Source organism: Phascolarctobacterium faecium (assembly GCF_003945365.1).
Taxonomy (GTDB): Bacteria; Bacillota; Negativicutes; order Acidaminococcales; family Acidaminococcaceae; genus Phascolarctobacterium; species Phascolarctobacterium faecium.
This window is the reverse complement of record NZ_AP019004.1, coordinates 2,419,545-2,443,814: the sequence shown is the minus strand read 5'-3', so window position 1 is coordinate 2,443,814 and position 24,270 is coordinate 2,419,545. Positions and strand designations below refer to the sequence as shown.

The 24,270-nt window shown below is 48.9% G+C and carries 20 protein-coding genes and 3 rRNA genes; 15 read left to right on the top strand and 8 right to left on the bottom strand.

Annotation, left to right across the window (positions count from 1 at the left end; all coding sequences use genetic code 11):
• Nucleotides 1-54 precede the first annotated feature (54 nt).
• The 13 genes from PFJ30894_RS11715 (at nucleotide 55) to PFJ30894_RS11655 (ending at nucleotide 15,388) form a co-directional block, all read left to right on the top strand.
• A complete protein-coding gene (locus PFJ30894_RS11715; RefSeq protein ID WP_125669893.1) occupies nucleotides 55-1,053 on the top strand; it encodes a biotin--[acetyl-CoA-carboxylase] ligase in 999 nt (332 codons plus the stop codon).
• On the top strand, nucleotides 1,053-1,616 hold the full coding sequence (locus PFJ30894_RS11710; protein ID WP_021718017.1) for a biotin transporter BioY: 564 nt from the start codon (nucleotides 1,053-1,055) through the stop codon (nucleotides 1,614-1,616). The genes PFJ30894_RS11715 and PFJ30894_RS11710 overlap by 1 nt, the downstream gene beginning before the upstream one ends.
• A gap of 21 nt (nucleotides 1,617-1,637) precedes the next feature.
• Nucleotides 1,638-2,414, top strand: a complete 777-nt coding sequence (locus PFJ30894_RS11705; protein WP_021718016.1) for a type III pantothenate kinase — start codon at nucleotides 1,638-1,640, stop codon at nucleotides 2,412-2,414.
• 60 nt (nucleotides 2,415-2,474) lie between these two features.
• A complete protein-coding gene (gene dusB, locus PFJ30894_RS11700) occupies nucleotides 2,475-3,452 on the top strand; it encodes a tRNA dihydrouridine synthase DusB (RefSeq protein WP_125669892.1) in 978 nt (325 codons plus the stop codon).
• A gap of 118 nt (nucleotides 3,453-3,570) precedes the next feature.
• On the top strand, nucleotides 3,571-4,518 hold the full coding sequence (locus PFJ30894_RS11695; RefSeq protein ID WP_125669891.1) for a quinate 5-dehydrogenase: 948 nt from the start codon (nucleotides 3,571-3,573) through the stop codon (nucleotides 4,516-4,518).
• Nucleotides 4,518-5,603, top strand: a complete 1,086-nt coding sequence (locus PFJ30894_RS11690; RefSeq protein WP_021718013.1) for an NAD(P)H-binding protein — start codon at nucleotides 4,518-4,520, stop codon at nucleotides 5,601-5,603. The genes PFJ30894_RS11695 and PFJ30894_RS11690 overlap by 1 nt, the downstream gene beginning before the upstream one ends.
• 143 nt (nucleotides 5,604-5,746) lie before the next feature.
• Nucleotides 5,747-6,223: a transcription elongation factor GreA gene (greA, locus tag PFJ30894_RS11685; protein WP_021718012.1), complete on the top strand. Its 477-nt coding sequence runs from the start codon at nucleotides 5,747-5,749 to the stop codon at nucleotides 6,221-6,223.
• 25 nt (nucleotides 6,224-6,248) lie between these two features.
• The gene (gene lysS / locus PFJ30894_RS11680; RefSeq protein WP_021718011.1) at nucleotides 6,249-7,769 is read left to right on the top strand and encodes a lysine--tRNA ligase; all 1,521 of its coding nucleotides are present in this window, start codon (nucleotides 6,249-6,251) and stop codon (nucleotides 7,767-7,769) included.
• Between the two features lie 277 nt (nucleotides 7,770-8,046).
• Nucleotides 8,047-9,605, top strand: a 16S ribosomal RNA gene (locus PFJ30894_RS11675).
• A gap of 246 nt (nucleotides 9,606-9,851) precedes the next feature.
• Nucleotides 9,852-12,761: ribosomal RNA gene (locus PFJ30894_RS11670) — 23S ribosomal RNA — on the top strand.
• Nucleotides 12,762-12,952: 191 nt separating this feature from the next.
• Nucleotides 12,953-13,069: ribosomal RNA gene (gene rrf / locus PFJ30894_RS11665) — 5S ribosomal RNA — on the top strand.
• Together the 16S, 23S and 5S rRNA genes form the textbook arrangement of a ribosomal RNA operon.
• A gap of 223 nt (nucleotides 13,070-13,292) precedes the next feature.
• Nucleotides 13,293-14,159 carry a diaminopimelate epimerase gene (dapF, locus tag PFJ30894_RS11660; protein WP_113078212.1) on the top strand — a complete coding sequence of 289 codons (867 nt, stop codon included), beginning with the start codon at nucleotides 13,293-13,295 and terminating at the stop codon, nucleotides 14,157-14,159.
• A gap of 32 nt (nucleotides 14,160-14,191) precedes the next feature.
• Nucleotides 14,192-15,388, top strand: coding sequence for an LL-diaminopimelate aminotransferase (locus PFJ30894_RS11655; RefSeq protein WP_021717375.1), 1,197 nt, complete (start codon nucleotides 14,192-14,194; stop codon nucleotides 15,386-15,388).
• A gap of 58 nt (nucleotides 15,389-15,446) precedes the next feature.
• Here the strand turns inward: PFJ30894_RS11655 and PFJ30894_RS11650 are convergent, their stop codons facing one another.
• From PFJ30894_RS11650 to PFJ30894_RS11620, 7 genes are read right to left on the bottom strand one after another with little or no spacing between them, the layout of a single operon-like run.
• Nucleotides 15,447-16,199 carry a class I SAM-dependent methyltransferase gene (locus PFJ30894_RS11650; protein ID WP_125669890.1) on the bottom strand — a complete coding sequence of 251 codons (753 nt, stop codon included), beginning with the start codon at nucleotides 16,197-16,199 and terminating at the stop codon, nucleotides 15,447-15,449.
• 9 nt (nucleotides 16,200-16,208) lie between these two features.
• A complete protein-coding gene (locus PFJ30894_RS11645) occupies nucleotides 16,209-16,982 on the bottom strand; it encodes a class I SAM-dependent methyltransferase (RefSeq protein ID WP_125669889.1) in 774 nt (257 codons plus the stop codon).
• A gap of 9 nt (nucleotides 16,983-16,991) precedes the next feature.
• Nucleotides 16,992-17,762: an ABC transporter ATP-binding protein gene (locus tag PFJ30894_RS11640; RefSeq protein WP_125669888.1), complete on the bottom strand. Its 771-nt coding sequence runs from the start codon at nucleotides 17,760-17,762 to the stop codon at nucleotides 16,992-16,994.
• Entirely contained in the window at nucleotides 17,759-18,559 is an 801-nt protein-coding gene (locus PFJ30894_RS11635) for an ATP-binding cassette domain-containing protein (protein ID WP_125669887.1), read from the bottom strand. Before PFJ30894_RS11635 ends, PFJ30894_RS11640 begins: the two co-directional genes overlap by 4 nt.
• 11 nt (nucleotides 18,560-18,570) lie before the next feature.
• Nucleotides 18,571-20,109 carry an ABC transporter substrate-binding protein gene (locus tag PFJ30894_RS11630; protein ID WP_113078211.1) on the bottom strand — a complete coding sequence of 513 codons (1,539 nt, stop codon included), beginning with the start codon at nucleotides 20,107-20,109 and terminating at the stop codon, nucleotides 18,571-18,573.
• Nucleotides 20,110-20,136: 27 nt separating this feature from the next.
• Nucleotides 20,137-20,967, bottom strand: coding sequence for a nickel transporter permease (gene nikC, locus PFJ30894_RS11625; RefSeq protein WP_197714949.1), 831 nt, complete (start codon nucleotides 20,965-20,967; stop codon nucleotides 20,137-20,139).
• Nucleotides 20,967-21,911: an ABC transporter permease gene (locus PFJ30894_RS11620; RefSeq protein WP_125669885.1), complete on the bottom strand. Its 945-nt coding sequence runs from the start codon at nucleotides 21,909-21,911 to the stop codon at nucleotides 20,967-20,969. Before PFJ30894_RS11620 ends, nikC begins: the two co-directional genes overlap by 1 nt.
• 350 nt (nucleotides 21,912-22,261) lie before the next feature.
• On the opposite strand from PFJ30894_RS11620, the gene PFJ30894_RS11615 reads away from it, so the two are divergent.
• Nucleotides 22,262-22,684 carry a hypothetical protein gene (locus tag PFJ30894_RS11615; protein ID WP_021717383.1) on the top strand — a complete coding sequence of 141 codons (423 nt, stop codon included), beginning with the start codon at nucleotides 22,262-22,264 and terminating at the stop codon, nucleotides 22,682-22,684.
• A 45-nt stretch (nucleotides 22,685-22,729) separates the two neighbouring features.
• On the opposite strand, the gene PFJ30894_RS11610 is transcribed toward PFJ30894_RS11615, so the two are convergent.
• Nucleotides 22,730-23,344: an RNA polymerase sigma factor gene (locus tag PFJ30894_RS11610; protein WP_167457077.1), complete on the bottom strand. Its 615-nt coding sequence runs from the start codon at nucleotides 23,342-23,344 to the stop codon at nucleotides 22,730-22,732.
• Nucleotides 23,345-23,910: 566 nt separating this feature from the next.
• Here PFJ30894_RS11610 and PFJ30894_RS11605 point away from each other — a divergent pair.
• A complete protein-coding gene (locus PFJ30894_RS11605) occupies nucleotides 23,911-24,270 on the top strand; it encodes a helix-turn-helix domain-containing protein (RefSeq protein ID WP_113078202.1) in 360 nt (119 codons plus the stop codon).

Below are 24,270 nucleotides of genomic sequence, written 5' to 3'. Positions count from 1 at the left end.
TTTTGGTTAACCCAGTGCTAATCTAAGGATAACATTGTGTGGGAGTGTGATGATATGCGGGAACGCATTTTAGAAATATTGCGCAGTAAAATGCCTGCTCCTGTTTCAGGGGAAGTGCTTTCTCAGGAACTGGCAGTATCGCGTACGGCGATTTGGAAGCATATCCAGGCTTTAAAAAATGAAGGCTATACTATAGAATCCGTACCTAAAAAAGGCTACATCCTGAAAGAAGTACCTGACAGATTGAAGCCTGCAGAAGTTGTCGCTAATCTGAAAACGAAATGGCTCGGACATCATATACACTACTGTGAGCTGACGACGTCTACAAACGAACTGGCTAAACGTCTTGCCGGTGAAGGCTGCGAAGATGGCCTGGTGGTGATCGCGGAAGAGCAGAACTCCGGCAAGGGGCGTTTGTCACGCGGCTGGTTTTCTCCGTTTGCCCGTGGAGTATGGTTTTCGGTTGTCTTAAAGCCGCCGTTCATGCCGCAGGAAGCGTCGAAGTGTACGCTGTTGGCAGCGATTGCCGTCGTGAAAGCCGTAAATAAGTATAAAGGCGTACAGGCATCGATCAAATGGCCTAACGACGTTTTACTGGACGGTAAAAAACTGGTGGGCATTTTGACAGAAATGAGCGCTGAATTTGGACGGATAAATTATATCGTTATCGGCACCGGTATCAACGTCAACGTACCCAAAGAGATGGTGCCGGAAGAACTGCGAGCAACAGCTGTATCGCTCGCTGATGTTGCCCGTGAACCTATCAGCAGAGTCGAACTGCTGGCTGATGTGTTGGGCTATATGGAAGAACTGTATGAAAAAGTTTTGCATGAAGGTTTTAAACCGGTGCTTGAGGAATGGAAAAAATATTCTTCGACTTTAGGTCAGCAGGTCAAAGTTATTGCACCTGACCAGACTTATTTCGGTGAAGCTGTCGATATAGACGAAGATGGTCTTTTAATGGTAAAACGCGAAGACGGCAGAATCGAAAAAGTCATTGCCGGTGATGTTTCGATCCGGCCTGCCCAGGCCAAGCAGGGGGAATACGCGTAATGAAGATCAGAGAGATGCTTCTGGCCGGAACTTTTGTCACGATGATGATCATCAGTGCATATATCATAGTTCCTATTGGGCCTGTTCCCATTACGATGCAGCCTTTGGTCGTGCTTTTGGCCGGTATGCTTCTGGGAAGCCGCTTAAGCGCGGTCAGCATATGCGTGTGGGTGATGCTCGGCTGTGTGGGACTGCCTGTATTCAATCAGGGACAGGGCGGAGCTGTGATGCTGGTCGGACCTACCGGAGGCTTTATCATTGCATTTATTATTACGGCCTGGCTTGTTGGTTATCTTACAGAACGTGACCTGGAAGCAAGTTATTTAAAAAATCTTATGTATATGTGCGTGGGAATGCTGGTATGCTATGCGATAGGCCTCATCGGCTTCAAGCTCAGCTTCCAGTACTTTCTGCAAAAGCCCATGAGTTGGGACAATGCCATACTTTTAGCAGTTGCGCCATTTCTTCCATTTGATATAATAAAGGCTGCAGCGGCTGCGCTTATTGGCGCTAAAGTGCGCAAGGCTTTACTCCTGGCAGGTCTGCTTGAGCGGACTAAATAAGCTCCTTGAGGAGGAACATGAATGTTATTAGTAATTGATGTAGGTAATACCAACATTGTAGCAGGTGTTTTTGACGATAAAGAACTGGTCTGCCATTGGCGCTTTTCCACAGATCGCAGTAAAACTGCCGACGAATATGGTATTTTATTACGCAGTATGTTCAATTATACGCGGATGCCTATGGATCAGATTAAGGCAATCATTATTTCCAGCGTTGTACCGCCGCTGATCGTACCGCTCTGCCATATGTGCGAGCGTTATTTTGAGCTGACGCCTATGGTCGTAGGCCCCGGTATTAAAAGCGGTATCTCACTGCGCTACGACAACCCCAGAGAAGTCGGTGCAGACCGTATAGTTAATGCGGTTGCCGCGTTTGACAAATACAGCAAAAAAGGTATGCCGATGATCATCGTTGATTTCGGCACCGCGACTACATTTTGCGCCCTGCTGCCGACAGGCGAATATTTAGGCGGCGCTATCGCCCCTGGTATCGGTATTTCTACGGAGGCTTTGTTCCAGAGAACGGCAAAACTGCCGCGTATCGAGCTTATCAAACCTAAAAACGTTATCTCGCGCAATACTGTAAATGCAATGCAGGCGGGCGTTATTTACGGTTTTGTCGGTCAGATGGACGGCATTGTCAGACATATGAAGGAAGAATTAGGCGGTAATGCTTTTGTTGTCGCTACTGGCGGGTTTGCCAATACGATGGCGGCCGAGTCCGATTCTATTGACGTAGTAGAGCCGTTTTTAACCTTAGACGGATTACGGATTCTGCACGAGAAAAATTCTAAATAAGCAAAGACCCGCTGTCTGGCGGGTCTTATTTCTATAGTATTTCAAAATTGGGAGTGGATTATGCAGATCGGCACTTTAAAATTAGATGTACCTTTGTTGCTGGCGCCTATGGCCGGAATCACAGATCTGCCCTTTCGGGTCATTTGCAGAGAACTTGGCTGCGGTATGACTGTTTCGGAAATGGTCAGCGCCAAGGGGCTGCTTTATAAAAATGTCAAAACTTTTGATATGCTGCGCATCGATCCGGGTGAAAGACCTACGGCGATCCAGCTTTTTGGTTCTGTTCCGGCAGAACTGGCTGAAGCCGCAAGGATAGTCGCCGGGAACGGTGCAGATGTGATCGACTTTAATATGGGCTGCCCGGTGCCTAAGGTCGTCAATAATGGCGAAGGCTCGGCTTTGATGAAAAATCCGCAGCTGGCCTACGAAATTCTGGCGCGGATGACAGACGCTGTATCTGTTCCGGTTACTGTGAAATTTCGTGCCGGCTGGGATTCTGGACATATCAATGCGGAAGAAATAGCTGTACTGGCAGAAAAGGCGGGCGTAGCAGCCGTAGCAGTACACGGCAGGACAAGGGAACAGTTTTATAATGGCAGGGCAGACTGGCAGGTTATCGCCAGAGTCAAAGCGGCTGTAAAAATACCGGTCATCGGTAACGGTGATATCTTGACAGTAGCTGACGGACAGAGGATGCTTGCAGAAACAGGCTGCGACGGATTGATGCTGGGGCGCGGTGCCGACGGCAATCCATGGCTGTTCAGCAGATTGCAGGCTGCCTTGTCGGGACTGCCTGTGCCGCAGGAACCGCCCTTAAAAGAAAAACTTGCTCTGGCATTGCGGCATCTGGAGATGCTGATAGAATATAAAAATGAATCTGTTGCTGTTAAAGAGATGCGTCGGCATATCGGCGCCTATCTCAAGGGTATGCCTAAAGCTGCCGAATATCGCGGCAGGTTCCATCAGACAGAAACCTACGCCGATTTTAAAAAACTGCTGGCAGAATATATCGAGGCCGCAGAGAAATTCGGCGCCTGAAAACGGTTAAAATAAATAAGATAATACTAAATCTAATAGCAAATATTGTAGGAACACTTTAAATATGCTAAAATGATATGTCATCAGGGACAAGTTTTTTAGAGAAAGAAGTAGAACAATGATTGCCTCTCAGACAACTGAATGCAGCTGTAAACATATCGTAAGTGTAAGTTTGGGATCTTCTGAGCGCAATGCTAAAAGTACTTTGCAGCTTAAGGGGCAGACCTTTATAATAGAACGGCTGGGCACTGACGGAAATCTGCAGAAAGCCCGGCAGCTTCTGGAAGAGCTGGATGGCCGGGTAGACGCGCTGGGATTGGGAGGGACCGATCTTTATGTATATGCCGGCGGTCGGCGGTATACTTTTCGTGAATCGGCCAAGCTGATCGAAAATGTCAAAAACACCCCTGTGCTGGATGGCAGCGGGTTGAAAAATTCTTTGGAACGTATTCTGATCAATCGCCTTGCTGCTGATAAAATCATAGACTTTCAAGGGAAAAAAGTGCTTATGGTCTGCGGTGTAGATCGTTTTGGTATGGCCGAAGCGTTGGTAGCCAATGGCGCTGACGTTACTTTTGGTGATTTGATTTTTGGGCTGAACTGGGATCATCCGATCAAATCGCTGCAGACTCTGGATAGTTTTGCAAAATTGCTGGCGCCGCTTCTGACAAAGCTGCCCGTAAGGTGGTTCTATCCGATGGGCGCCAAACAAAGCCAGAGAAAACCGCAGCACCAGGGCTATTTTTTAGAGAACGATATTATTGCCGGTGATTTTCATTTTATCAGGCGGTTTATGCCGGATAAGCTGGCAGGCAAGACTATTATTACCAATACTGTTACAGCCGGTGACCGCAAGCTGCTGCGCAATGCCGGAGTATACTGTCTGATCACAACGACGCCGTCTTTGGACGGACGCAGCTATGGTACCAATGTGATGGAAGGCCTGCTGGTGGCAGCCAGCGGTGCTGATAAACAGCTTGATGCGGCTGTCTACGAAAAATTACTGGAAGAATATAAGATAGAATCCGGGTTAGAATATCTGAACGGAGAGGAGGCGCACATTTAATGGAAAAGTTTGCATTTATCATACATCCGCTGTCGATTCATGATATGGCTCACGTATCGCCTGTTTTGAAATTTATTCCTGACAGCTGGCTGGAAAGTGCTCTGAAGCTGAAAAAACCTTTTCAGGTTTCACATATCACAGGTATCAAGAGCCCTTACGCAGAAGCGGAAGGCTGGTTTATCGGCTGTCCCCTGACATCGAAGCAAATGGTTGAACTGCCGGAAGAATTTGTTATGGACAGGATCATAGAATCAGGGAAGATCGCTCAGGAACTGGGCGCTAAAGTGGTAGGCCTGGGCGCATTCACCTCTATCGTTGGCGATGCAGGCATCACAGTGGCGAAAAATTTAGATATAGCTGTGACATCGGGCAACAGCTACACAGTTGCAACAGCACTGGAGGGAACCCGTGAAGCAGTAAGGCTGATGGGAAAAGATCTGGCAACTGCGCATGTGACTATTGTCGGTGCCAGCGGTTCGATCGGTGCGGCCTGTACAAGGATTCTGGCACGCGAAGCAAAGGATATTACAATGGTCGCAAGGCATCTGCAGCCGTTGGAAGAACTGGCGCAAGAACTTTCGGGCAGTGTTGCCGGCAAATTGACGGTTTCCAACGACATCAAACACAGCCTGAAGGATGCCGATGTTGTGATCGCCGTTACCAGCGCCGTAGATTTTCTGATCGAACCTGAGGATCTCAAGGCCGGGGCCATCGTCTGCGATGTGGCAAGACCGCGTAACGTTTCGCGTGAGGTAGCTTCCAAACGCAAAGATGTGCTGGTCATAGAAGGCGGTGTGATCAAGGTACCGGGTAATGTCGATTTCCATTTCGATTTTGGCTTCCCGCCGCAGACTTCTTTTGCCTGTATGGCAGAAACAATGATTTTGGCACTGGAAAAGCGTTATGAAAATTTTACTCTGGGACGGAAACTGACTATTGAACAGATCGATACGATATCGCAATTAGCCCGTAAACACGATTTCAGTCTGGCTGGCTTCCGCAATTTTGAACGGGCCGTTACAGATGAAGAAATCGCGCATATCCAGGGTTTTGTCGAACAGGAACTGGCAATGCGTAATATCTGAGGTTGACAATAAACCAACAAAAAATTATAATTTAACCTAGTACATTATATTATTTATCCGTTGATCCCAGTGTCAGGCATTGCTGCTTGGCACTGTTTGTATTGTGAGGCGGCGGAAAAATATGATTTTAAAGGAGTAATACCATGGGTGCTAAAGAAACTATTTTAACGGCCGAAGGTTTAAGAAAACTGGAGGACGAATTAGAAAATCTTCGTTCTGTAAAACGTCAGGAAGTTGCCGAGCGTATTAAAGTAGCCATTTCTTATGGCGATATAAGCGAGAATTCCGAATATGACGATGCCAAAAATGAGCAGGCCTTTATCGAAGGGCGTATTATCGAGCTGGAGCAGATGATCAGCACGGCTACGCTCATTGACGAAACTGCGAAAAAGAAAAAAGGCACAGTTATTCTCGGTTCTACCGTTATCGTTAAAGATATGGAATTTGGAGACGAAGAAACCTATACCGTTGTCGGCACTACTGAAGCTGATCCTTCGCAGAACCGCATCTCCAATGAATCACCGGTCGGCGCTGCGATTTTGGGACAGAAAGTAAACACTGTCGTACAGGTGCATACTCCTGTAGGCGAGCTTTCATATAAAATAGTAAAAATTAAATAGATCTGATTTTTTAGGAGCGAGAAATATGTCGGAAGAAATTAAAAATCAACAAGCTGCCGAACCGGAAGCTTTAACAGAAACAGAAATCAATGAACAAATGCAGGTGCGCATCAATAAAATGCACCAAATCGAAGAAAAAGGCTGGAAACCTTTCGGCCATAAATTTGAATGGACCCACCATGCTCAGGATATTGCCGACCAATTTGAAGAATTAACGGCTAATGAAACTGTTGTCCGTCTGTCCGGCCGCGTTATGGCTATCCGCGGTCATGGCAAAACCTGCTTTATCGATCTGATGGATAAAACAGGCCGTATTCAGCTTTATGTACGTAAGGATGCCTTGGGCGAAGAAAACTATACCTTGATCAAACTGATGGATATCGGCGATATTATCGGTGTAGCCGGAACAGTTTTCCGTACGCACATGGGCGAATTGTCTGTTAAAGCGGTTGCTTTGGAACTGCTTTCCAAATCTCTGCGGCCTCTGCCGGAAAAATGGCATGGCTTGAAAGATGTCGAAATGCGTTATCGTCAGCGTTATGTTGACCTGATCGTTAATCCTGAAGTCCGCCGCACTTTTGTTCTGCGCAGCCAGATCATTAAAAGCGTTCGCGAGATTTTGGATGGCAGAGACTTCCTGGAAGTCGAAACGCCGATCATGCATTCTATTGCCGGCGGCGCAGCCGCACGTCCGTTTATCACCTATCATAACGCGCTGGATATGCAGCTTTATATGCGTATCGCGCCGGAACTGTATCTGAAGCGTCTGATCGTCGGCGGGATGGAACGTGTTTATGAATTAGGGCGCGTATTCCGCAATGAAGGTATTGATATCAAACATAATCCTGAGTTTACCATGGTCGAGATCTACCAGGCCTATGCTGACTATAATGATCTGATGCATTTGACTGAAACCATTGTTTCACAGACTGCACAGAAAGTGCTCGGCACGATGAAGATCAGTTACGAAGGCCAGGAGATCGATCTGACTCCTCCCTGGAATAGAATGACTATGATCGAGGCCGTAGCTAAATATACCGGACAGGATTTTTCCGGTATCAAAGACCTCGACGAAGCGCGTAAAATGGCAGATGCTATCAACGTGCCTTACGAAAAAACTTTCGGCATCGGTAAAATCATCAATGCCTGCTTTGAAGAACACGTAGAAGAGAAACTGATCCAACCTACGTTTATCACAGGACATCCGAAAGAAATTTCACCGCTGGCCAAAAGCAGTGAAGCAGATCCTGAAATTACAGACCGTTTTGAAGGCTTCATTTATGCGCGAGAGATCTGCAATGGCTTCTCCGAGCTCAACGATCCTATCGACCAGCGTGAACGCTTCCAGAAACAGGTGGAAGACCGCGCTGCCGGCGATGATGAAGCTCATATGATGGATGATGACTTCGTAACCGCGCTGGAATATGGTCTGCCGCCTACAGGAGGGCTGGGCATCGGTATCGACCGCCTGGTTATGTTCCTGACAGACAGCAGCAGTATCCGCGACGTTATATTCTTCCCGCATATGCGTCATAAAGTACAATAAAAGTAAAAAGAGTATAAATCCGCACCGTATTTTTCGGTGCGGATTTTTTCTTGAAAAAAACATAAAAAAGTTGTAAAAAAGGTGTTGACAGAAGTAACGGGGAATGCTATTATATACAAGTCGCCGAAATGCGGCGGCAGGCAGAACCTTGAAAACTGAACAATAACCAAAAACGAATGTGCGGGCGAGCGCTTCTTGAAAGAGGAGCGTTTGCCAAGTCAAAAAATAATTTCTTAACAACAAATCGAAAGAGCCAATCGGCTTTCTCAATAAAACTTTATTGGAGAGTTTGATCCTGGCTCAGGACGAACGCTGGCGGCGTGCCTAACACATGCAAGTCGAACGGAGAATTTTATTTCGGTAGAATTCTTAGTGGCGAACGGGTGAGTAACGCGTAGGCAACCTGCCCTTTAGACGGGGACAACATTCCGAAAGGAGTGCTAATACCGGATGTGATCATCTTGCCGCATGGCAGGATGAAGAAAGATGGCCTCTACAAGTAAGCTATCGCTAAAGGATGGGCCTGCGTCTGATTAGCTAGTTGGTAGTGTAACGGACTACCAAGGCGATGATCAGTAGCCGGTCTGAGAGGATGAACGGCCACATTGGGACTGAGACACGGCCCAAACTCCTACGGGAGGCAGCAGTGGGGAATCTTCCGCAATGGACGAAAGTCTGACGGAGCAACGCCGCGTGAGTGATGAAGGATTTCGGTCTGTAAAGCTCTGTTGTTTATGACGAACGTGCAGTGTGTGAACAATGCATTGCAATGACGGTAGTAAACGAGGAAGCCACGGCTAACTACGTGCCAGCAGCCGCGGTAATACGTAGGTGGCGAGCGTTGTCCGGAATTATTGGGCGTAAAGAGCATGTAGGCGGCTTAATAAGTCGAGCGTGAAAATGCGGGGCTCAACCCCGTATGGCGCTGGAAACTGTTAGGCTTGAGTGCAGGAGAGGAAAGGGGAATTCCCAGTGTAGCGGTGAAATGCGTAGATATTGGGAGGAACACCAGTGGCGAAGGCGCCTTTCTGGACTGTGTCTGACGCTGAGATGCGAAAGCCAGGGTAGCGAACGGGATTAGATACCCCGGTAGTCCTGGCCGTAAACGATGGGTACTAGGTGTAGGAGGTATCGACCCCTTCTGTGCCGGAGTTAACGCAATAAGTACCCCGCCTGGGGAGTACGGCCGCAAGGTTGAAACTCAAAGGAATTGACGGGGGCCCGCACAAGCGGTGGAGTATGTGGTTTAATTCGACGCAACGCGAAGAACCTTACCAAGGCTTGACATTGATTGAACGCTCTAGAGATAGAGATTTCCCTTCGGGGACAAGAAAACAGGTGGTGCATGGCTGTCGTCAGCTCGTGTCGTGAGATGTTGGGTTAAGTCCCGCAACGAGCGCAACCCCTATCCTATGTTACCAGCAAGTAAAGTTGGGGACTCATGGGAGACTGCCAGGGACAACCTGGAGGAAGGCGGGGATGACGTCAAGTCATCATGCCCCTTATGTCTTGGGCTACACACGTACTACAATGGTCGGAAACAGAGGGAAGCGAAGCCGCGAGGCAGAGCAAACCCCAGAAACCCGATCTCAGTTCGGATCGCAGGCTGCAACCCGCCTGCGTGAAGTCGGAATCGCTAGTAATCGCAGGTCAGCATACTGCGGTGAATACGTTCCCGGGCCTTGTACACACCGCCCGTCACACCACGAAAGTTGGTAACACCCGAAGCCGGTGAGGTAACCTATTAGGAGCCAGCCGTCTAAGGTGGGGCCGATGATTGGGGTGAAGTCGTAACAAGGTAGCCGTATCGGAAGGTGCGGCTGGATCACCTCCTTTCTATGGAGACATGAGATAGTAAGATATCTCGTAGACTTCAAGTCGACGCACATTCGTTGGTTAATGTTTAGTTTTGAAGGCTTAGCCTTCTTTTTTGAACCTTGAAAACCATATAGAAGAGACAAACAGTTTATTACGAAAATGATGAGTGAGTAGTAATAGACACAAACCTCTAATCAAAATGCTATATTTGATGAGAGTTAACGAGAAAAAAGTCTAGGAACGTAAGTTTCTTAGCAGCTGAAAAGTCAAGCTACTAAGGGCATACGGTGGATGCCTAGGCGCCAAGAGCCGAAGAAGGACGCGGTAAGCTGCGAAAAGCCACGGGGAACTGCAAGCAAGTATTGATCCGTGGATATCCGAATGGGGAAACCCGGCCATCGTCATGGATGGTCACCCGCAAGGGAGGGAACCTGGGGAACTGAAACATCTAAGTACCCGGAGGAAGAGAAATCAAACGAGATGCCCACAGTAGCGGCGAGCGAAGAGGGCAGAGCCCAAACCGAGAAGCTCCGGCTTTTCGGGGTTGAGGACCGGCAGAATCGAAGTCAGGCCTAGTCGAATTACCTGGAAAGGTAAGCGAGAGAGGGTAAAAGCCCCGTAGACGAAAGGCAGAGCAGAGAGGCCGAGATCCAGAGTACCACGAAGCACGAGGAATTTTGTGGGAAGCAGGGGGGACCACCCTCCAAGGCTAAAAACTACTTGGCGACCGATAGCGCATAGTACCGTGAGGGAAAGGTGAAAAGAACCCCGGGAGGGGAGTGAAATAGTACCTGAAACCGTATGTCTACAAGCAGTCGAAGCGAAAGCGACGGCGTGCCTATTGAAGAATGAACCAACGAGTTATCTGCACTAGCGAGGTTAAGTGGAAGACACGGAGCCGCAGCGAAAGCGAGTCTTAAGAGGGCGCTAGTTAGTGTAGGTAGACCCGAAACCGCAGTGATCTACCCATGTCCAGGTTGAAGCGCAGGTAAAATTGCGTGGAGGACCGAACCGGTGAGCGTTGAAAAGCTTTCGGATGAGATGTGGGTAGGGGTGAAATTCCAATCGAACGCGGAGATAGCTGGTTCTCCCCGAAATAGCTTTAGGGCTAGCCTGAGGTAGTAAGTATAGGCGGTAGAGCACTGATCGGGCTAGGGGCCGTAAAGGTTACCGAACCCTGTCAAACTCCGAATGGATATACTGTAGAGCCTTGGAGTCAGACTACGAGTGATAAGATCCGTGGTCAAAAGGGAAACAGCCCAGACCACCAGCTAAGGTCCCCAATGTCGTACTAAGTGGAAAAGGATGTGGGGTTTCATAAACAACCAGGATGTTGGCTCAGAAGCAGCCACCATTTAAAGAGTGCGTAATAGCTCACTGGTCGAGAGACCCTGCGCCGAAGATTCCCGGGGCTAAAGTACGAAACCGAAGCTGTGGCTGTATACGTAAAGTATACGGGGTAGGGGAGCGTTCCCATAGGGTAGAAGTCGAACTGGAAGGTTCGGTGGACTTGTGGGAAGTGAGAATGTTGGTATGAGTAGCGAAAAGAAAGGTGAGAATCCTTTCCACCGAAAGCATAAGGATTCCTGAGCAACGATCGTCGTCTCAGGGTAAGTCGGGACCTAATCCGAGGCAGAGAGCGTAGGAGATGGACAACTGGTTGATATTCCAGTACCGGTAGTAATTGTTTGAGCAATGGAGTGACACAGAAGGGCAGGCAAGCATGCGAATGGAAGAGCATGTGTAAGCGTGTAGGGTGGTGCATAGGCAAATCCGTGCACTGAAAGCCTGAGGCGTGATGCGGAGTGAGCAGAGATGCGAGCGAAGTTGTTGACCCCACACTGTCGAGAAAAGCTTCTAGTGAGAGAGCTACCGCCCGTACCGTAAACCGACACAGGTATGCGGGGAGAGAATCCTAAGGTGCGCGGGAGAACCCTCGTTAAGGAACTCGGCAAAATGTACCCGTAACTTCGGGATAAGGGTAGCCACTGTTGTGAAGTCCCATGCGGATGGAGCATAGAGTGGTCGCAGAGAAGAGGCCCAAGCGACTGTTTACCATAAACACAGGTGCCTGCTAAAGCGAAAGCTGACGTATAGGTGCTGACACCTGCCCAGTGCCGGAAGGTTAAGGAAGGATGTTCGGATTAGTCCAAAGCATTCGACTGAAGCCCCGGTGAACGGCGGCCGTAACTATAACGGTCCTAAGGTAGCGAAATTCCTTGTCGGGTAAGTTCCGACCCGCACGAAAGGTGTAACGATTTGGGCACTGTCTCAACGAGGGACCCGGTGAAATTGAAATACCTGTGAAGATGCAGGTTACCCGCGACTGGACAGAAAGACCCCATGGAGCTTTACTGTAACCTGACATTGGGTTTTGATACATTACGTACAGGATAGGTGGGAGGCATGGAAAGCTGGACGCTAGTCTGGCTGGAGCCGACGTTGGGATACCACCCTTGATGTATTGAAATTCTAACCGCGAGAGTAACGAAATCCGGGACAGTGTCAGGCGGGCAGTTTGACTGGGGCGGTCGCCTCCGAAAGAGTAACGGAGGCGCCCAAAGGTTCCCTCAGCGCGGCCGGAAATCGCGCGAAGAGTGTAAAGGCAGAAGGGAGCTTGACTGCGAGTCAAACACGACGAGCAGGTACGAAAGTAGGGCTTAGTGATCCGGTGGTACCGAGTGGAAGGGCCATCGCTCAACGGATAAAAGCTACCCTGGGGATAACAGGCTAATCTCTCCCAAGAGTCCATATCGACGGGGAGGTTTGGCACCTCGATGTCGGCTCATCACATCCTGGGGCTGAAGTCGGTCCCAAGGGTTGGGCTGTTCGCCCATTAAAGTGGTACGTGAGCTGGGTTCAGAACGTCGTGAGACAGTTCGGTCCCTATCCATCGCGGGCGCAAGAGATTTGAAGGGGGCTGCTCCTAGTACGAGAGGACCGGAGTGGACGAACCGCTGGTGTACCAATTATCCCGCCAGGGGTACAGTTGGGTAGCTACGTTCGGAAAGGATAAACGCTGAAAGCATCTAAGCGTGAAACCAGCCTTAAGATGAGATCTCTCATAGAGCAATCTAGTAAGACACCTTAAAGAAGATGAGGTTGATAGGTCGGGAGTGTAAGTACAGCAATGTATTGAGCGGACCGATACTAATATGTCGAGGGCTTGACTTAAGTGAAACCCTGACAGAAGCAAGCGCAAGCGAAGCCAATGGCAGGAAAGGCGGAACTTATATCGAAAAAGCGACCTAAGGGGAGCGTTTTCGATGAAAGTGAATCGCCGAAAAGAAGTAAAAACACACAGCGAACTCAAAAGTTTGTACTCTTCTATATAGTTTTGAAGGCTTAAAGACCTTCTGAAACAATCCGGTGGCGATAGCTAAGGGGATCCACCTGTTCTCATCCCGAACACAGTAGTTAAGCCCTTAAACGTCGAAAGTACTTGGCTGGAAGCGGCCTGGGAGGATAGAAAGCTGCCGGTTAAAAAATAACCATACCATACGGTATGGTTATTTTTTTATGTTAGATAAATTTCTAATCTTTACTTGACGTTAGCCTACGCTAATAGTATACTATATGAAGATGAAGAATAGTGTTCTTGATAAGGAACAACACAAGGGGCTTTTAATCACTGTATTGTTTGTCTGTTTTTTGTTATAATATAAAGCAAGCTATGAATTTATTTAGGAGGATATTGCCATGAAAATGGAATTTACAAAGATGCACGGTACTGGTAACGATTATGTTTACGTCAACTGTATGGAACAGGAATTGCCTAATCCGGGCGCTATTTCCGAATATATCAGCCACAGACGTTTTGGTATTGGCAGTGATGGCCTGATCATGATCTGTAAATCTGACGTTGCGGATTTTAAAATGCGTATTTTTAACGCTGATGCTTCTGAAGCCAAGATGTGCGGTAATGGGAGCAGATGTATCGCCAAGTATGTTTATGATAAAGGTCTGACGGATAAAACAACTTTTACGCTGGAAACGCTCTCCGGTATCAAAACCATCGATGTATTTTTGGGTGAAGACGGTAAAGTGGCAGAAGCCAGTATCGATATGGGCGAGCCTATTTTTAAATGTGCCGACATCCCCATGATCAGCGATCACTTTATGTTTGTAGATCAGGGACTGGTGCTGGAAGAAGACGTTGTTTATAATGGTACGGCTATTTCTGTAGGCAATCCGCATTTCGTCACCTTTGTAGACGATGTAGATGCTTTGGATCTGGAAAAATTAGGGCCTAAATTTGAAAAACACAAATTATTTCCTGAAAACGTCAATACTGAATTTGTGCAGGTAATCGATAAAAATACCGTTAAATTCCGCGTCTGGGAACGCGGCAGCGGCGAAACCTGGGCCTGCGGCACCGGCGCGACAGCAGTTTGTGTTGCTACTATCATGTTGGGCCATGCAGGTAAAAAAGGTGAAGAATTAACAGTTATCGCCAAAGGCGGCACTCTGAAGCTTACCCATTTGGCCAATAACCATGTTATTTTAAGAGGCCCGGCTGTAACTGTATTTGAAGGCGTCATCGATATTCCCGATGAAGTCATTAATAAATAAAAATATATTTTTAGTTTAATGGGGGACAAAAAATGGCTTTTGTAAATGACAACTATTGTAATTTGAAAGACAGCTACCTGTTTTCGCAAATCGCGCAAAAGGTTAATGCTTATGTAGCGGAACATCCTGAGAAAAAGGTTATTCGTATGGGTATCGGCGACGTTACCCTGCCTTTGGCGCCGGCCGTTATCGACGCGATGCAGAAAGCCGTTGCCGAAATGGGCGTAAAGGAAACTTTCCGTGGCTACGGACCGGAGCAGGGCTATGATTTCCTGCACGAAGCTATCGTAAAATATTATGCCGGCTTCGGCGTAACTTTGGCCAGCGATGAAATCTTTATCAGCGACGGCGCTAAAAGCGACTGCGGCAATATTACCGATATTTTCAGCAATGCGAATACGATCCTGATTCCTGATCCGGTCTACCCTGTATATCTGGACACCAATATCATGTGCGGCCGTAAAATAGTTTATATGGACGGCAAGCCGGAAAACAACTTCCTGCCAATGCCTGACGACAGCGTTAAAGCTGACATCATTTATCTTTGCTCGCCGAATAATCCTACCGGCGCTGTTTATACCAAAGAGCAGCTGGAGGCCTGGGTCGCTTATGCATTGAAAAACGACGCGGTCATCCTGTATGATGCCGCTTATGAAGCGTTCGTTGATGATCCTGCTATCCCGCGCAGTATTTTTGTCGTTGAAGATGCCAGAAAATGCGCTATCGAATTATGCTCCCTGTCCAAAACTGCCGGTTTTACCGGTACCCGCTGCGGTTATACTGTAGTGCCGCATGCTTTGGTACGTAAAACTGAAAGCGGTAAAGAGCTGGAACTGAATAAAATGTGGCTGCGCCGTCAGACTACCAAATTCAACGGTGTGCCCTATATCATCCAACGCGGTGCCGAAGCTGTGTTCAGTGAGCAGGGGCAAAAGGAATGCCGCGAAATGCTGGCTTTCTATAAAGAAAATGCCAGGATCATGGCCGAAGGACTGCGCAGAAAAGGCATTAAATTCTACGGCGGGACCCATTCACCCTATATTTGGCTGCAATGCCCGCAGGGTATGTCTTCCTGGGAATTCTTTGATTTCCTGCTTGAAAAACTGGCTGTTGTCGGTACTCCCGGCGCTGGTTTTGGCGCTATGGGCGAAGGATACTTCCGCCTGTCCGCTTTTGGCAGCCGTGAAAACACTATCGAAGCAATGGAACGCATTGAAAAAGAACTGTAAGCAGAATAATAAAAACGCCTGGTTAAAAACCAGGCGTTTTTGCTTTTAAAACAGACCGTCAATTTTTAACAGCTTTGATACAGAACATCGGGACTGGGATATAGAAGATATCCTGTTCGGCATAAATACGGTCGCCGACGCTCTGGTCGACAGAACAGGAACAGCTGCCTAAAGCCTTAAGTATTTCCAAGTCCCAGCGGGGACGCTCAAAGAGGCTGATTTCCAGCATATGGTAAATATTGTGGCACTCATTTAATAATTCTGCGGAAACATCGGCATGGGCATTGAGGGCAGGCAGTTTTTGCCGATGATGGTCCTTGGCGTATTCCGCGTCATAATTCAGCAGGATACCTTTCGGAGCCAGCACACGGAGCCATTCGGCATAAGCTGTTTCGGGATGGGGCAGGTTCCACATCAGATTTCTGGCAATAACGACATCAAAGCTGCCGTCAGAAAAAGCCGTATGCTCGGCATCGGCAGTTTGAAAAGTACAGCTGCAGCCTTCTGCTGCCGCCAGCGTTTCCGCCTGAGCGATCATGGCAGGTGTCAGATCGATACCGGTGACTCGGTGGCCTTCATTAGCCAGCAGAACGGAGAAAAAACCGGCGCCGCAGCCAACGTCAAGGATACGCAGCTGTTTTGCGGGGGGCAAATGCTGCACGATTTCGCGCTGCCACTGGCTGTATTTTTCACTGTGCAGCTCCTGACGGCGCAGTGCGGCAAAAGCGTCGGCTCTTTTCGTCCAGTAATTTTCAATATAGTTTTTGGTATCGCCGCTTGGAATAAGCGTTTTTTTAGATAAATCAGACATGATCTGCTCCTATTTTATCGCTGCAATCATAAACATGGGCGTTGAAGCGTAATTTATTTTTTCTACCGTCGACCAGACGCGCTGCCAGACAGAAACGTCAGTAGTAATGGAACGCATACGCAGCTTTTCCAAAGTGCGGATATCCCAATGCGGCCGTTGGATACCTGTCAGAGGTACCTGCAGGGCGATCGCCTCCATCGCGTCGATATCAGTACTCAGATAATGGTCTTCAAGATCGTTTTGCTGTACGTTGCGTCTATCCTGTTCGTATTGCTGTTTTAAGTCAGCGTCATACAGATAATTATACCAGTTGGCGTCAAAATTCAGAAGCAGCCCTCCGGGTTTCAATACATGACGCCAGTTGCCATAAGTCTGCTCCGGGTCTTCCAGGACCCAGGTAAGATTGCGTGAAAGTACAACGTCAAAAGATTCTGCGGTAAAAGTCGGCTTCTGCGCGTCCATCAGGCGAAAATCTATAGCTTCCTGACAAGGTCCGGCATTACGTTTGGCTTCAGCCAGCATTGCCGGGGCAGCGTCGATAGCCGTTACTTTATAACCGGCTTCCGCCAGAATAACAGCAAAGAAACCGGGACCGGTGCCGGCGTCTAAAACAGTGATTTCCTGCGGCGCCCGGTTAGGATAAACCATCTGGATCTGTCTGCTGATTTCTCTGAGCCAGTTGCTGCGCTGACAGCCTGCCAGTTCTTCCTGATTGACCTGCGAATAACTGGGAGCCCGATCTGTCCAGTATTTTTTATTAACTTCAAATAATGCAGATGTCATAGCCTTCACCTATATTTTCGTAAGATTGAATGCTGCCGTTACCAGTTCGCGGGTGTAATGCTGCTGCGGTCGGGTGATGATATCCAGGGCAGGTCCGCTTTCAATGATCGTCCCGGACTGCATAATCAGGATCCGCTGGCAGATTTCCTGTACAAGAGTAATGTCGTGACTGATGAACAGCAGGCTCATTTTAGTTTCAGCCTGCAGCTTAAGCAGCAGCTGAATGATCTCTGCCTGGGTCTGTACGTCTAAAGCGCTGGTTATTTCATCGCAGATCAGCAGCCGCGGTTTGATACTGATCGCTCTGGCGATAGCGGCACGCTGACATTCGCCGCCGCTCAGCTGGTGCGGAAATTTTTCAGCATGCTGCGGTGTCAGGCCTGCTGCCAGCAGTAAAGCGATCGATCTTTCCTGGGCCGCAGCCTTAGTACAGCCATAATTCAGCATTGGCAGCATGATCGAGCTGCCGATGCTTTTGCGGGGGTGAAAAGCCGCAGCGGCATTTTGAAAAACCAGCTGGACCTGACTGTAATAATTTTTTCGCAGTGCGGCATCGGCAAAGTCCAGCGGCTGGCCATTGAAGCTGACCGTACCGCTGTCGGCCGGCGTCAGTCCCATAAGCAGACGTGCCAGGGTGCTTTTGCCGCAGCCGCTTGCCCCAGCCAGCCCCAGACATTCGCCGGGGGCAACACTAAAGCTGACATTGCAGACAGCAGGCAGCGCGTTATGTTCACTGAAGAAAGTTTTACTGAGGCTGGCTGCCTCTAACAGGGCGCTCATAAAAGAAATTCCTTTCTGAAATGCGGTATAGCTTCGATCAGCTTACGGGTATAGTCATGCTGCGGCCGGTTGAGTATTGTTTGCGCCGGACCGCTTTCGATGATTTCGCCCTGCCGCAGTACGGCGATCGTATCAGCTATCTGAGCCAAAGCGCTGATGTTATGTGAAACAACGATCAACGCAGTATGGTGATCTGTTTTGAGCTGCAGCAGGTGCCGCAGTATTTTCTGCTGCGTCAGCAAATCAAGTCCAGAGGTCGGTTCGTCTGCCAGTAACAGCTCCGGCTTCAGCAAAAGTGCCATAGCGATACAGACCCGCTGGTTCATGCCGCCCGAAAGCTGAAACGGATAGCTGTTTAAAATGGCCTGAGGCTTAGAAAAATCGAGCCCGGCAAGCACCTGCGCGGCAGACTGCAGGCTGGCGGCCGTATCGAACTGCCCCTGTGCCTGCAGCATAGTGCAGATTTGCGAGCCGATCGTCTGCAGGGGATATAAAGATGCTGTAGGGTCCTGAAAAATCATGGACAGCTTCCTGCCGAGCAGACCGCTGCTGTTCAGACGGCCGCCGCTGAGCAGGCTGTGCCCCTGCCAGAGGATCTCGCCGCCGGTAATGACAGCGTTAGCAGGTAAAAGGCCGGTCAGCGTTTTTAATAGAGTGCTTTTGCCGCCGCCGGAGCTGCCGACGATGCCCAGGATCTCTCCCGGGCAGACAGTAAGCTGCACAGCTTTTAAAATTTCTTTAACCCCATAGGCAAGGCTCAGGTTATTTATTTGCAGTAATGGCTGCTGTTTGTTCATAGTTGAACCCCTTAGACCTCAAGGTCGGAGGTGATTTCGTAATAATCGGAAGGATGGGCTGTAAAGCCCTTGATGTTGCTTTTCATCACAAAGGACATTTTCAGATGCGAAGCATAGATAAATGCGTTATCGTCTAAAAGCTGCTGGCTGATCTGGACTGCCAGCCTGCTGCGTGCTGCCGGGTCAAATTCGCCGCGCAGCTGCCGGGTCAGTTCTTCGACCCGTTCATTATGGTAGTGGCCGGAATTATAGGAAGAACTGTCCAGTACATGGGTCGTAAAATAATACTGCGGGTCGCCTGTAGGCGCAGCCACAAAAGCCTTGGCATAAATATCCCAATCCCCGCGTTTCAGAAAATCGTTATAGTTATCTGTCGCGTTGACTTCGGCCCTGATACCGACCTCCTTTAGAAAAGCCTGGGCCGCTTCGGCCAGCAAAGGCAGTTCCTGCCGGGAAGTATAGGTGAGCCAGCGGACGGTAAGGTCCTGACCGTTTTTATCAACGTAGCCGTTGCCGTCAGTGTCGGTCCAGCCGGCTTCCCGCAGCAGTTTTTTTGCCTGTTCGGCGTTATAAGCGTCCGTATGCACGGCATCGCCGCCGCAGGGCATATTGGCAGGGAAGGGACCGACAGCCGGCGTACCATTGCCATTCAAAAGCACGCTGGTAAATTTATCCTTGTCGATAGCCATAGCTATTGCCTTTCTAACGGCAGGCTCCTGTAATACCGGCGTCGTAAAATTCAGGCAGGCCTGAAAAACTCTGGAAGTATTGGCGGAAGCAACCTTAAATTTTGCATTGCCGGTAAATAAAGGCAGACTGGCATAGGGCAGGCCCTGTGTGGCATCGATCTCGCCGTTCTGCAGCGCCATCGTCAAAGTATCGCCGTCGGGAATACTGCGGACGATAACTTTATCTGTTTTCACCCTGCCGCCCCAGTACGCCGGATTTTTAGTCAAAACTATTTCCGTAGGCGTCAGGCTTTGGACGATATACGGGCCGGTGCCCGAGATTTTGACATCGTCGGCAGTGCCACGCTGCATATCGATGATGCAGCCGTAAGGATCGCATAAATAATTGATCAGCGCCGGCGCTTTTTCCTGAGACTTTATCGTAACGGTTTGTCCGTCAGCAGTGATTGAAGCCAGTTTTAAGTCGTCGGCAGCCCGTTTATGGCGCTTTACCAGATCCTCAAGGCAGGCTTTCACGGCGGCTCCGGTAAGTCTGGCGCCGCTGCTGAAATTTACGTCGTCGCGTAAAGTGATTTTAACAGTATGATCATCAAGAAATTCGTAGCCTGTTGCCAGCCAGGGCTGCGGCTGCATTGCTTCATTAAAGCGGAACAGCGTTTCGCCGACGCCGTAGCGCAGTGTTGACCAGCCCTTATAGGATTCGTGCGGGTCCATACCGGCGTTCTCCATAGCCACACCGTAAGCTGTGGTGCCGTAGCGGAAGACAGATTCTCCCGCCTTGTCAGGAGCTGCGGAAGGGCCGCAGCCGTTGAGCAGTAAAGCGGTAAGCAGCAGACCGCTGCCCAGTAAAGAAAGTTTCATCATAATAGCAATACCCCTCGCATAAAATTATTTAGGATTGAATTTAGGGTCAAGCTGATCACGTAAGCTGTCACCTAAAAGATTGAACAGACTGACCGTCACAAAAATCGCCGCGCCGGGTGCCAGGATCACCCACGGCGCCGTCTGCAGCATACTGCGGCTGCTGCTCATCATCGAACCCCACTCGGCTGCCGGCGGCTGGGCCCCCAGACCCAGAAAAGACAGGCCGGCAAGTTCCATCAGCATCGTGCCAAGATCAAGTGCCGACATTACCAGCAGCGGACTTAAAATAGAAGGGAGGAGATGCCGGAAAATTATTTCCGTGTCGCTGCAGCCGCTCAAACGTGCCGCCTCGATATATGGCTGCTGCCGGACAGTCAGCGCCTGACTGCGGGCCAGGCGTGCATATTTGGGCCACGAGATGACGGCCAGCGCCAAAACAGCGTTTGTCATACCACCGCCCAGAATACTGGCAACAGCAATGGCAAAAACAAGGCCGGGAAACGCTAAAAAAATATCGGACAGACGCATGATAAAATTATCCAGTTTCCCGCCATAGTAACCGCTCCAGAGCCCGGCGGCAGTACCGGTAGTAAAAATGATCCCCACTAAAGCCAGCGCAGAAAAAATGGAGCTTTGCCCTCCGACCAGCACACGCGAAAAAACGCAGCGTCCGTAACGGTCAGTCCCAAAGGGATATTCGGCGCTGGGAGCCTGCAAAGCCAGGTCAAGGTTTTGCAGATAAGGATCGTGAGGTACCCAGTAAGGCGCGCTGAGCGTGACCAGAAACAGCAGCACTGTCAGCAGAAGCAGCCAGCAGGTCTTATGCAGGCCGTGCGGCAGTATATTTTGAGGCATCACCATCCACCGCCTTTAGTAAATTGCCGTGCCTGCGGCTCCAGCTGATGCAGCAGCAGATCGGTGATAAGATTGACACAGGTAAAAATGAGCGCGGTCCAGACTACGTAAGCCTGCACGACCGGGTAATCGCGCATCAAAATAGCGTCCATTGCCATTTTGCCGATCCCGTCGATCATAAAAATCATTTCAATAATTGCAGTTCCGCCTAACAGCGAGCCTACCGACAAGGAGAATAAAGTAATGAGCGTACTGCCAAGAGAACGCAGGATGAACCTGCGAAAAACAGTTGCTTTGGGAATACCGCGTACAAGAGCGCCGGCAACATAATCCCTGTTGATCTCCTCCAGGATATTACTGCGGATATGCCGGATATACTTGGCAGACATGGGAATTGCCAGCGCCAGCGCCGGCAGCAGCAGACCGCCGAACCCTGAGCCGCCGAGGACGGTAAAAAAGTTCAGTTTTAATGCAAAGCAGTAAAGCAGCAGCAAAGCGATAAAAAATCCCGGCAGTGAATTGCCCAGAAACGCGCAGCAGCGAATCAGATGATCGCAGCAGCGGTTATGCCTCAGCGCTGCCGCGATACCCAGCGGCACAGAAATGCAGGCGGTAAGCAGCAGGGCCAGCGCCGTCAAATAAAGCGTAGGCTTCAGCTTAGCCACAAAAAGCGCTGTTACAGGCGTGCCTGAAATATACGAACGTCCCATATCGCCGCTGCAGACAGCCAGCAGCCAGTCCAGATAACGTACCAGCAGCGGACGGTCGAGTCCCAGCTCGGCACGGGCCGCTGCTTTGACCGTTTCTGATACCGCCCCGGAGGCCTTATACATCATATCGACCGTATCGTCTGCCGGCAGCTGCATCAGCACAAACGTAAAAAAAGTGATGCCCAGCAGCACCGGCAGCAAAAGCAGAAAACGGTGTTTGATATAAACATTCATCGTGTCAGGCATCCTTTCTGAAAATAAAAACAGCTATGCAAAGTAAACCGCCCTTTCAGGAGCAGCTTAAGCCTTCATAGCTGTATCAATAATACTGTTGTTCAAATAAGAATGAGGGCAGCTTCAACTGCCGGCGGCTGCTTCAGCAGCCTGATATTATTTTATCATATTTTAATACTTTAAGTTAACTTCAAGTCAAGCCTTCAAAGAAAAAATTTACAAAAAAGTTTTTTCTTTGTGAGATTTTTGTAGAATCACAAAACTTTCCTTGAAGCTATACCAAGGTAGATGTATAATAGTAAAGAATCAAATTGACCCTAATATTCAAAGAGAGCCGGAGGTAATTATTAATGAAAAAAATTCTTTTAATGCTGACAATGGTCTTAGTGCTTGGTTTCAGTGCTATCTGCAGTGCCAGCAACGGTAAAGTGCTTGACGCTGAAGAAGCCATGGTCAACAAGTTTTTGGCAGCTTCCAATTATTCTGCCGTAACTTCCATGATGACTGACGGTATGAAAAAAGACTTTACAGAAGAAGTTTTTAAAAATTTCAAAGAGCAGATGGATAAAAACTTTGGCGCTGTCAGTGAAAAACGTTTAGTAGTGATAGAAAAAGGCGCCGATGCTGATATTTTAAGATACAGCATGAAATTTGCCAAACAGCCCGAAGCAATGATGAGCTTCCTGTTTGCAGTCAAAAACGAAAAACCTTTATTAGGTGATTTTGGTATTGCTCTGCCGCAAAAAGAAGAAAATAAAGAAGCCGCTAAATAAAACGGCGTAAAAAAAGGACTGCCAAACGGCAGTCCTTTTGTATTTTTATAGCAGCCCGCGCAGTTTGTCCAGTGCTTTTAATCGGTGCTTGGTGACATTGCGTACACTGCAGCCTAAACGTTTTGCTGCTTCGGAAGGTTTCAGCTCCTGTGCGAACAGCAGCATCATCACCTGCCGCTGGGCGGGGTTCAGCTGACGCAGAGCTTCCTGCAGATCCAGCGACAGTAAAAGCCGGGCCAGCTCGTCCAGGCTGCCGTCAGCATCACGGCAGGCCTCCAGCAGTTCGGTCCCGGCGGCACTTTCAGTATCTACCTGCGCTTCGTTTTCCCAGATCTGACCCTGCTTCTGCATGGCGTCAAAAAGGGCAAAATGCACCTTACAGCGCGCCAGCCCTGGCCAGTTGGCAAAATCGGCGCCGTCATATTTCAAAATCAGTTCGATCAGGGCCAGCACGGCGATACCTTCGGCATCTTTACCCAGCGACCGGTAAAACATTTCGCGGTGGGCCTCGCTTTTTAAAAGCGGGCTGAAATCTTCGCATAGCTGCAGCAGTGCCTGTCTGTCGCCGCTTTGCGCGGCGGTTATCAGCAGCTGCAGGCGGCTGGGAGGTGTCTGGTCGTTTGTATTGTTTGGAGTGTTAATATTTTTTATGATGATCAAATCCTTTGGTTTTATGATGGCAGGCCATACTGTAAATAGTTATGCATAACAGTTGCTAGTGTACGCCTGTTTTTTAAAAAAGTAAATAGCAAAATATCCCTTCCAGCCTGTTAGCCCCTATCTCTAAGATAGGGGCTAAATTTTTTTGCGGCTGGCCGTTGGGGTGCAGGATAAGCAGGAAAAAATTAGATATCGGGTCTTAGCAGAAAGAGCTTTTGCTGCGTTTGGTAAAACAGCAAAAGTAAGATACTGCCTTTAAGGGTCGTAAAGCAGAAACCTGAAAAATTTTTAAAAATTTTTTCCATCGCTTGCCCAACCTTTGAAACCAAGACGTCAAGCCGTTTACAAAGGCTTGGCGGCGCCAAGCGTATCGCGGCGAAAAAACAAAAATGTACAGAAAGCACTTCTCGCGTCTTGTGGGGGGGTACATAGGTGTTATAATAACAAAAGATATTGCTGTATGTTCATAAAAATAAAAATATAGTTTTAAAATATTCGTTGAGATAATTTAGAACTATATTTTTAAGTGCTTTTTATTTGCTTATATAAAATACAGGGGGTGGAACATGTACGACGAAAAATGCCTGCGTCAGATCGGCGGCAACGTCAAATACCTGCGCAGCGCCTGCCATATCACCCAGCAGGAGCTGGCGGCGCGCATCGGCATCAGCCAGACGCACCTGTGCAATCTTGAGCATGACCATGCCCGGATCAGCATGAAGCTGCTGCTGCGTATCGCCAATACGCTGGGGTGCGCTCTGGAAGTACTGCTGGACACAAAAGCGGCGGTGGCCTGGGGTGAAAACAGGGACGAGCCGGAAATGGAAGCTGTTGAGGAAGAAGAAGCAAGCTATTCGCTGGAAGAAGTGCGCCTGCTGCTGCAAATACTGCAGCCCCGCAAAAGCGCGTCCGGTTTAAAAAGGTAA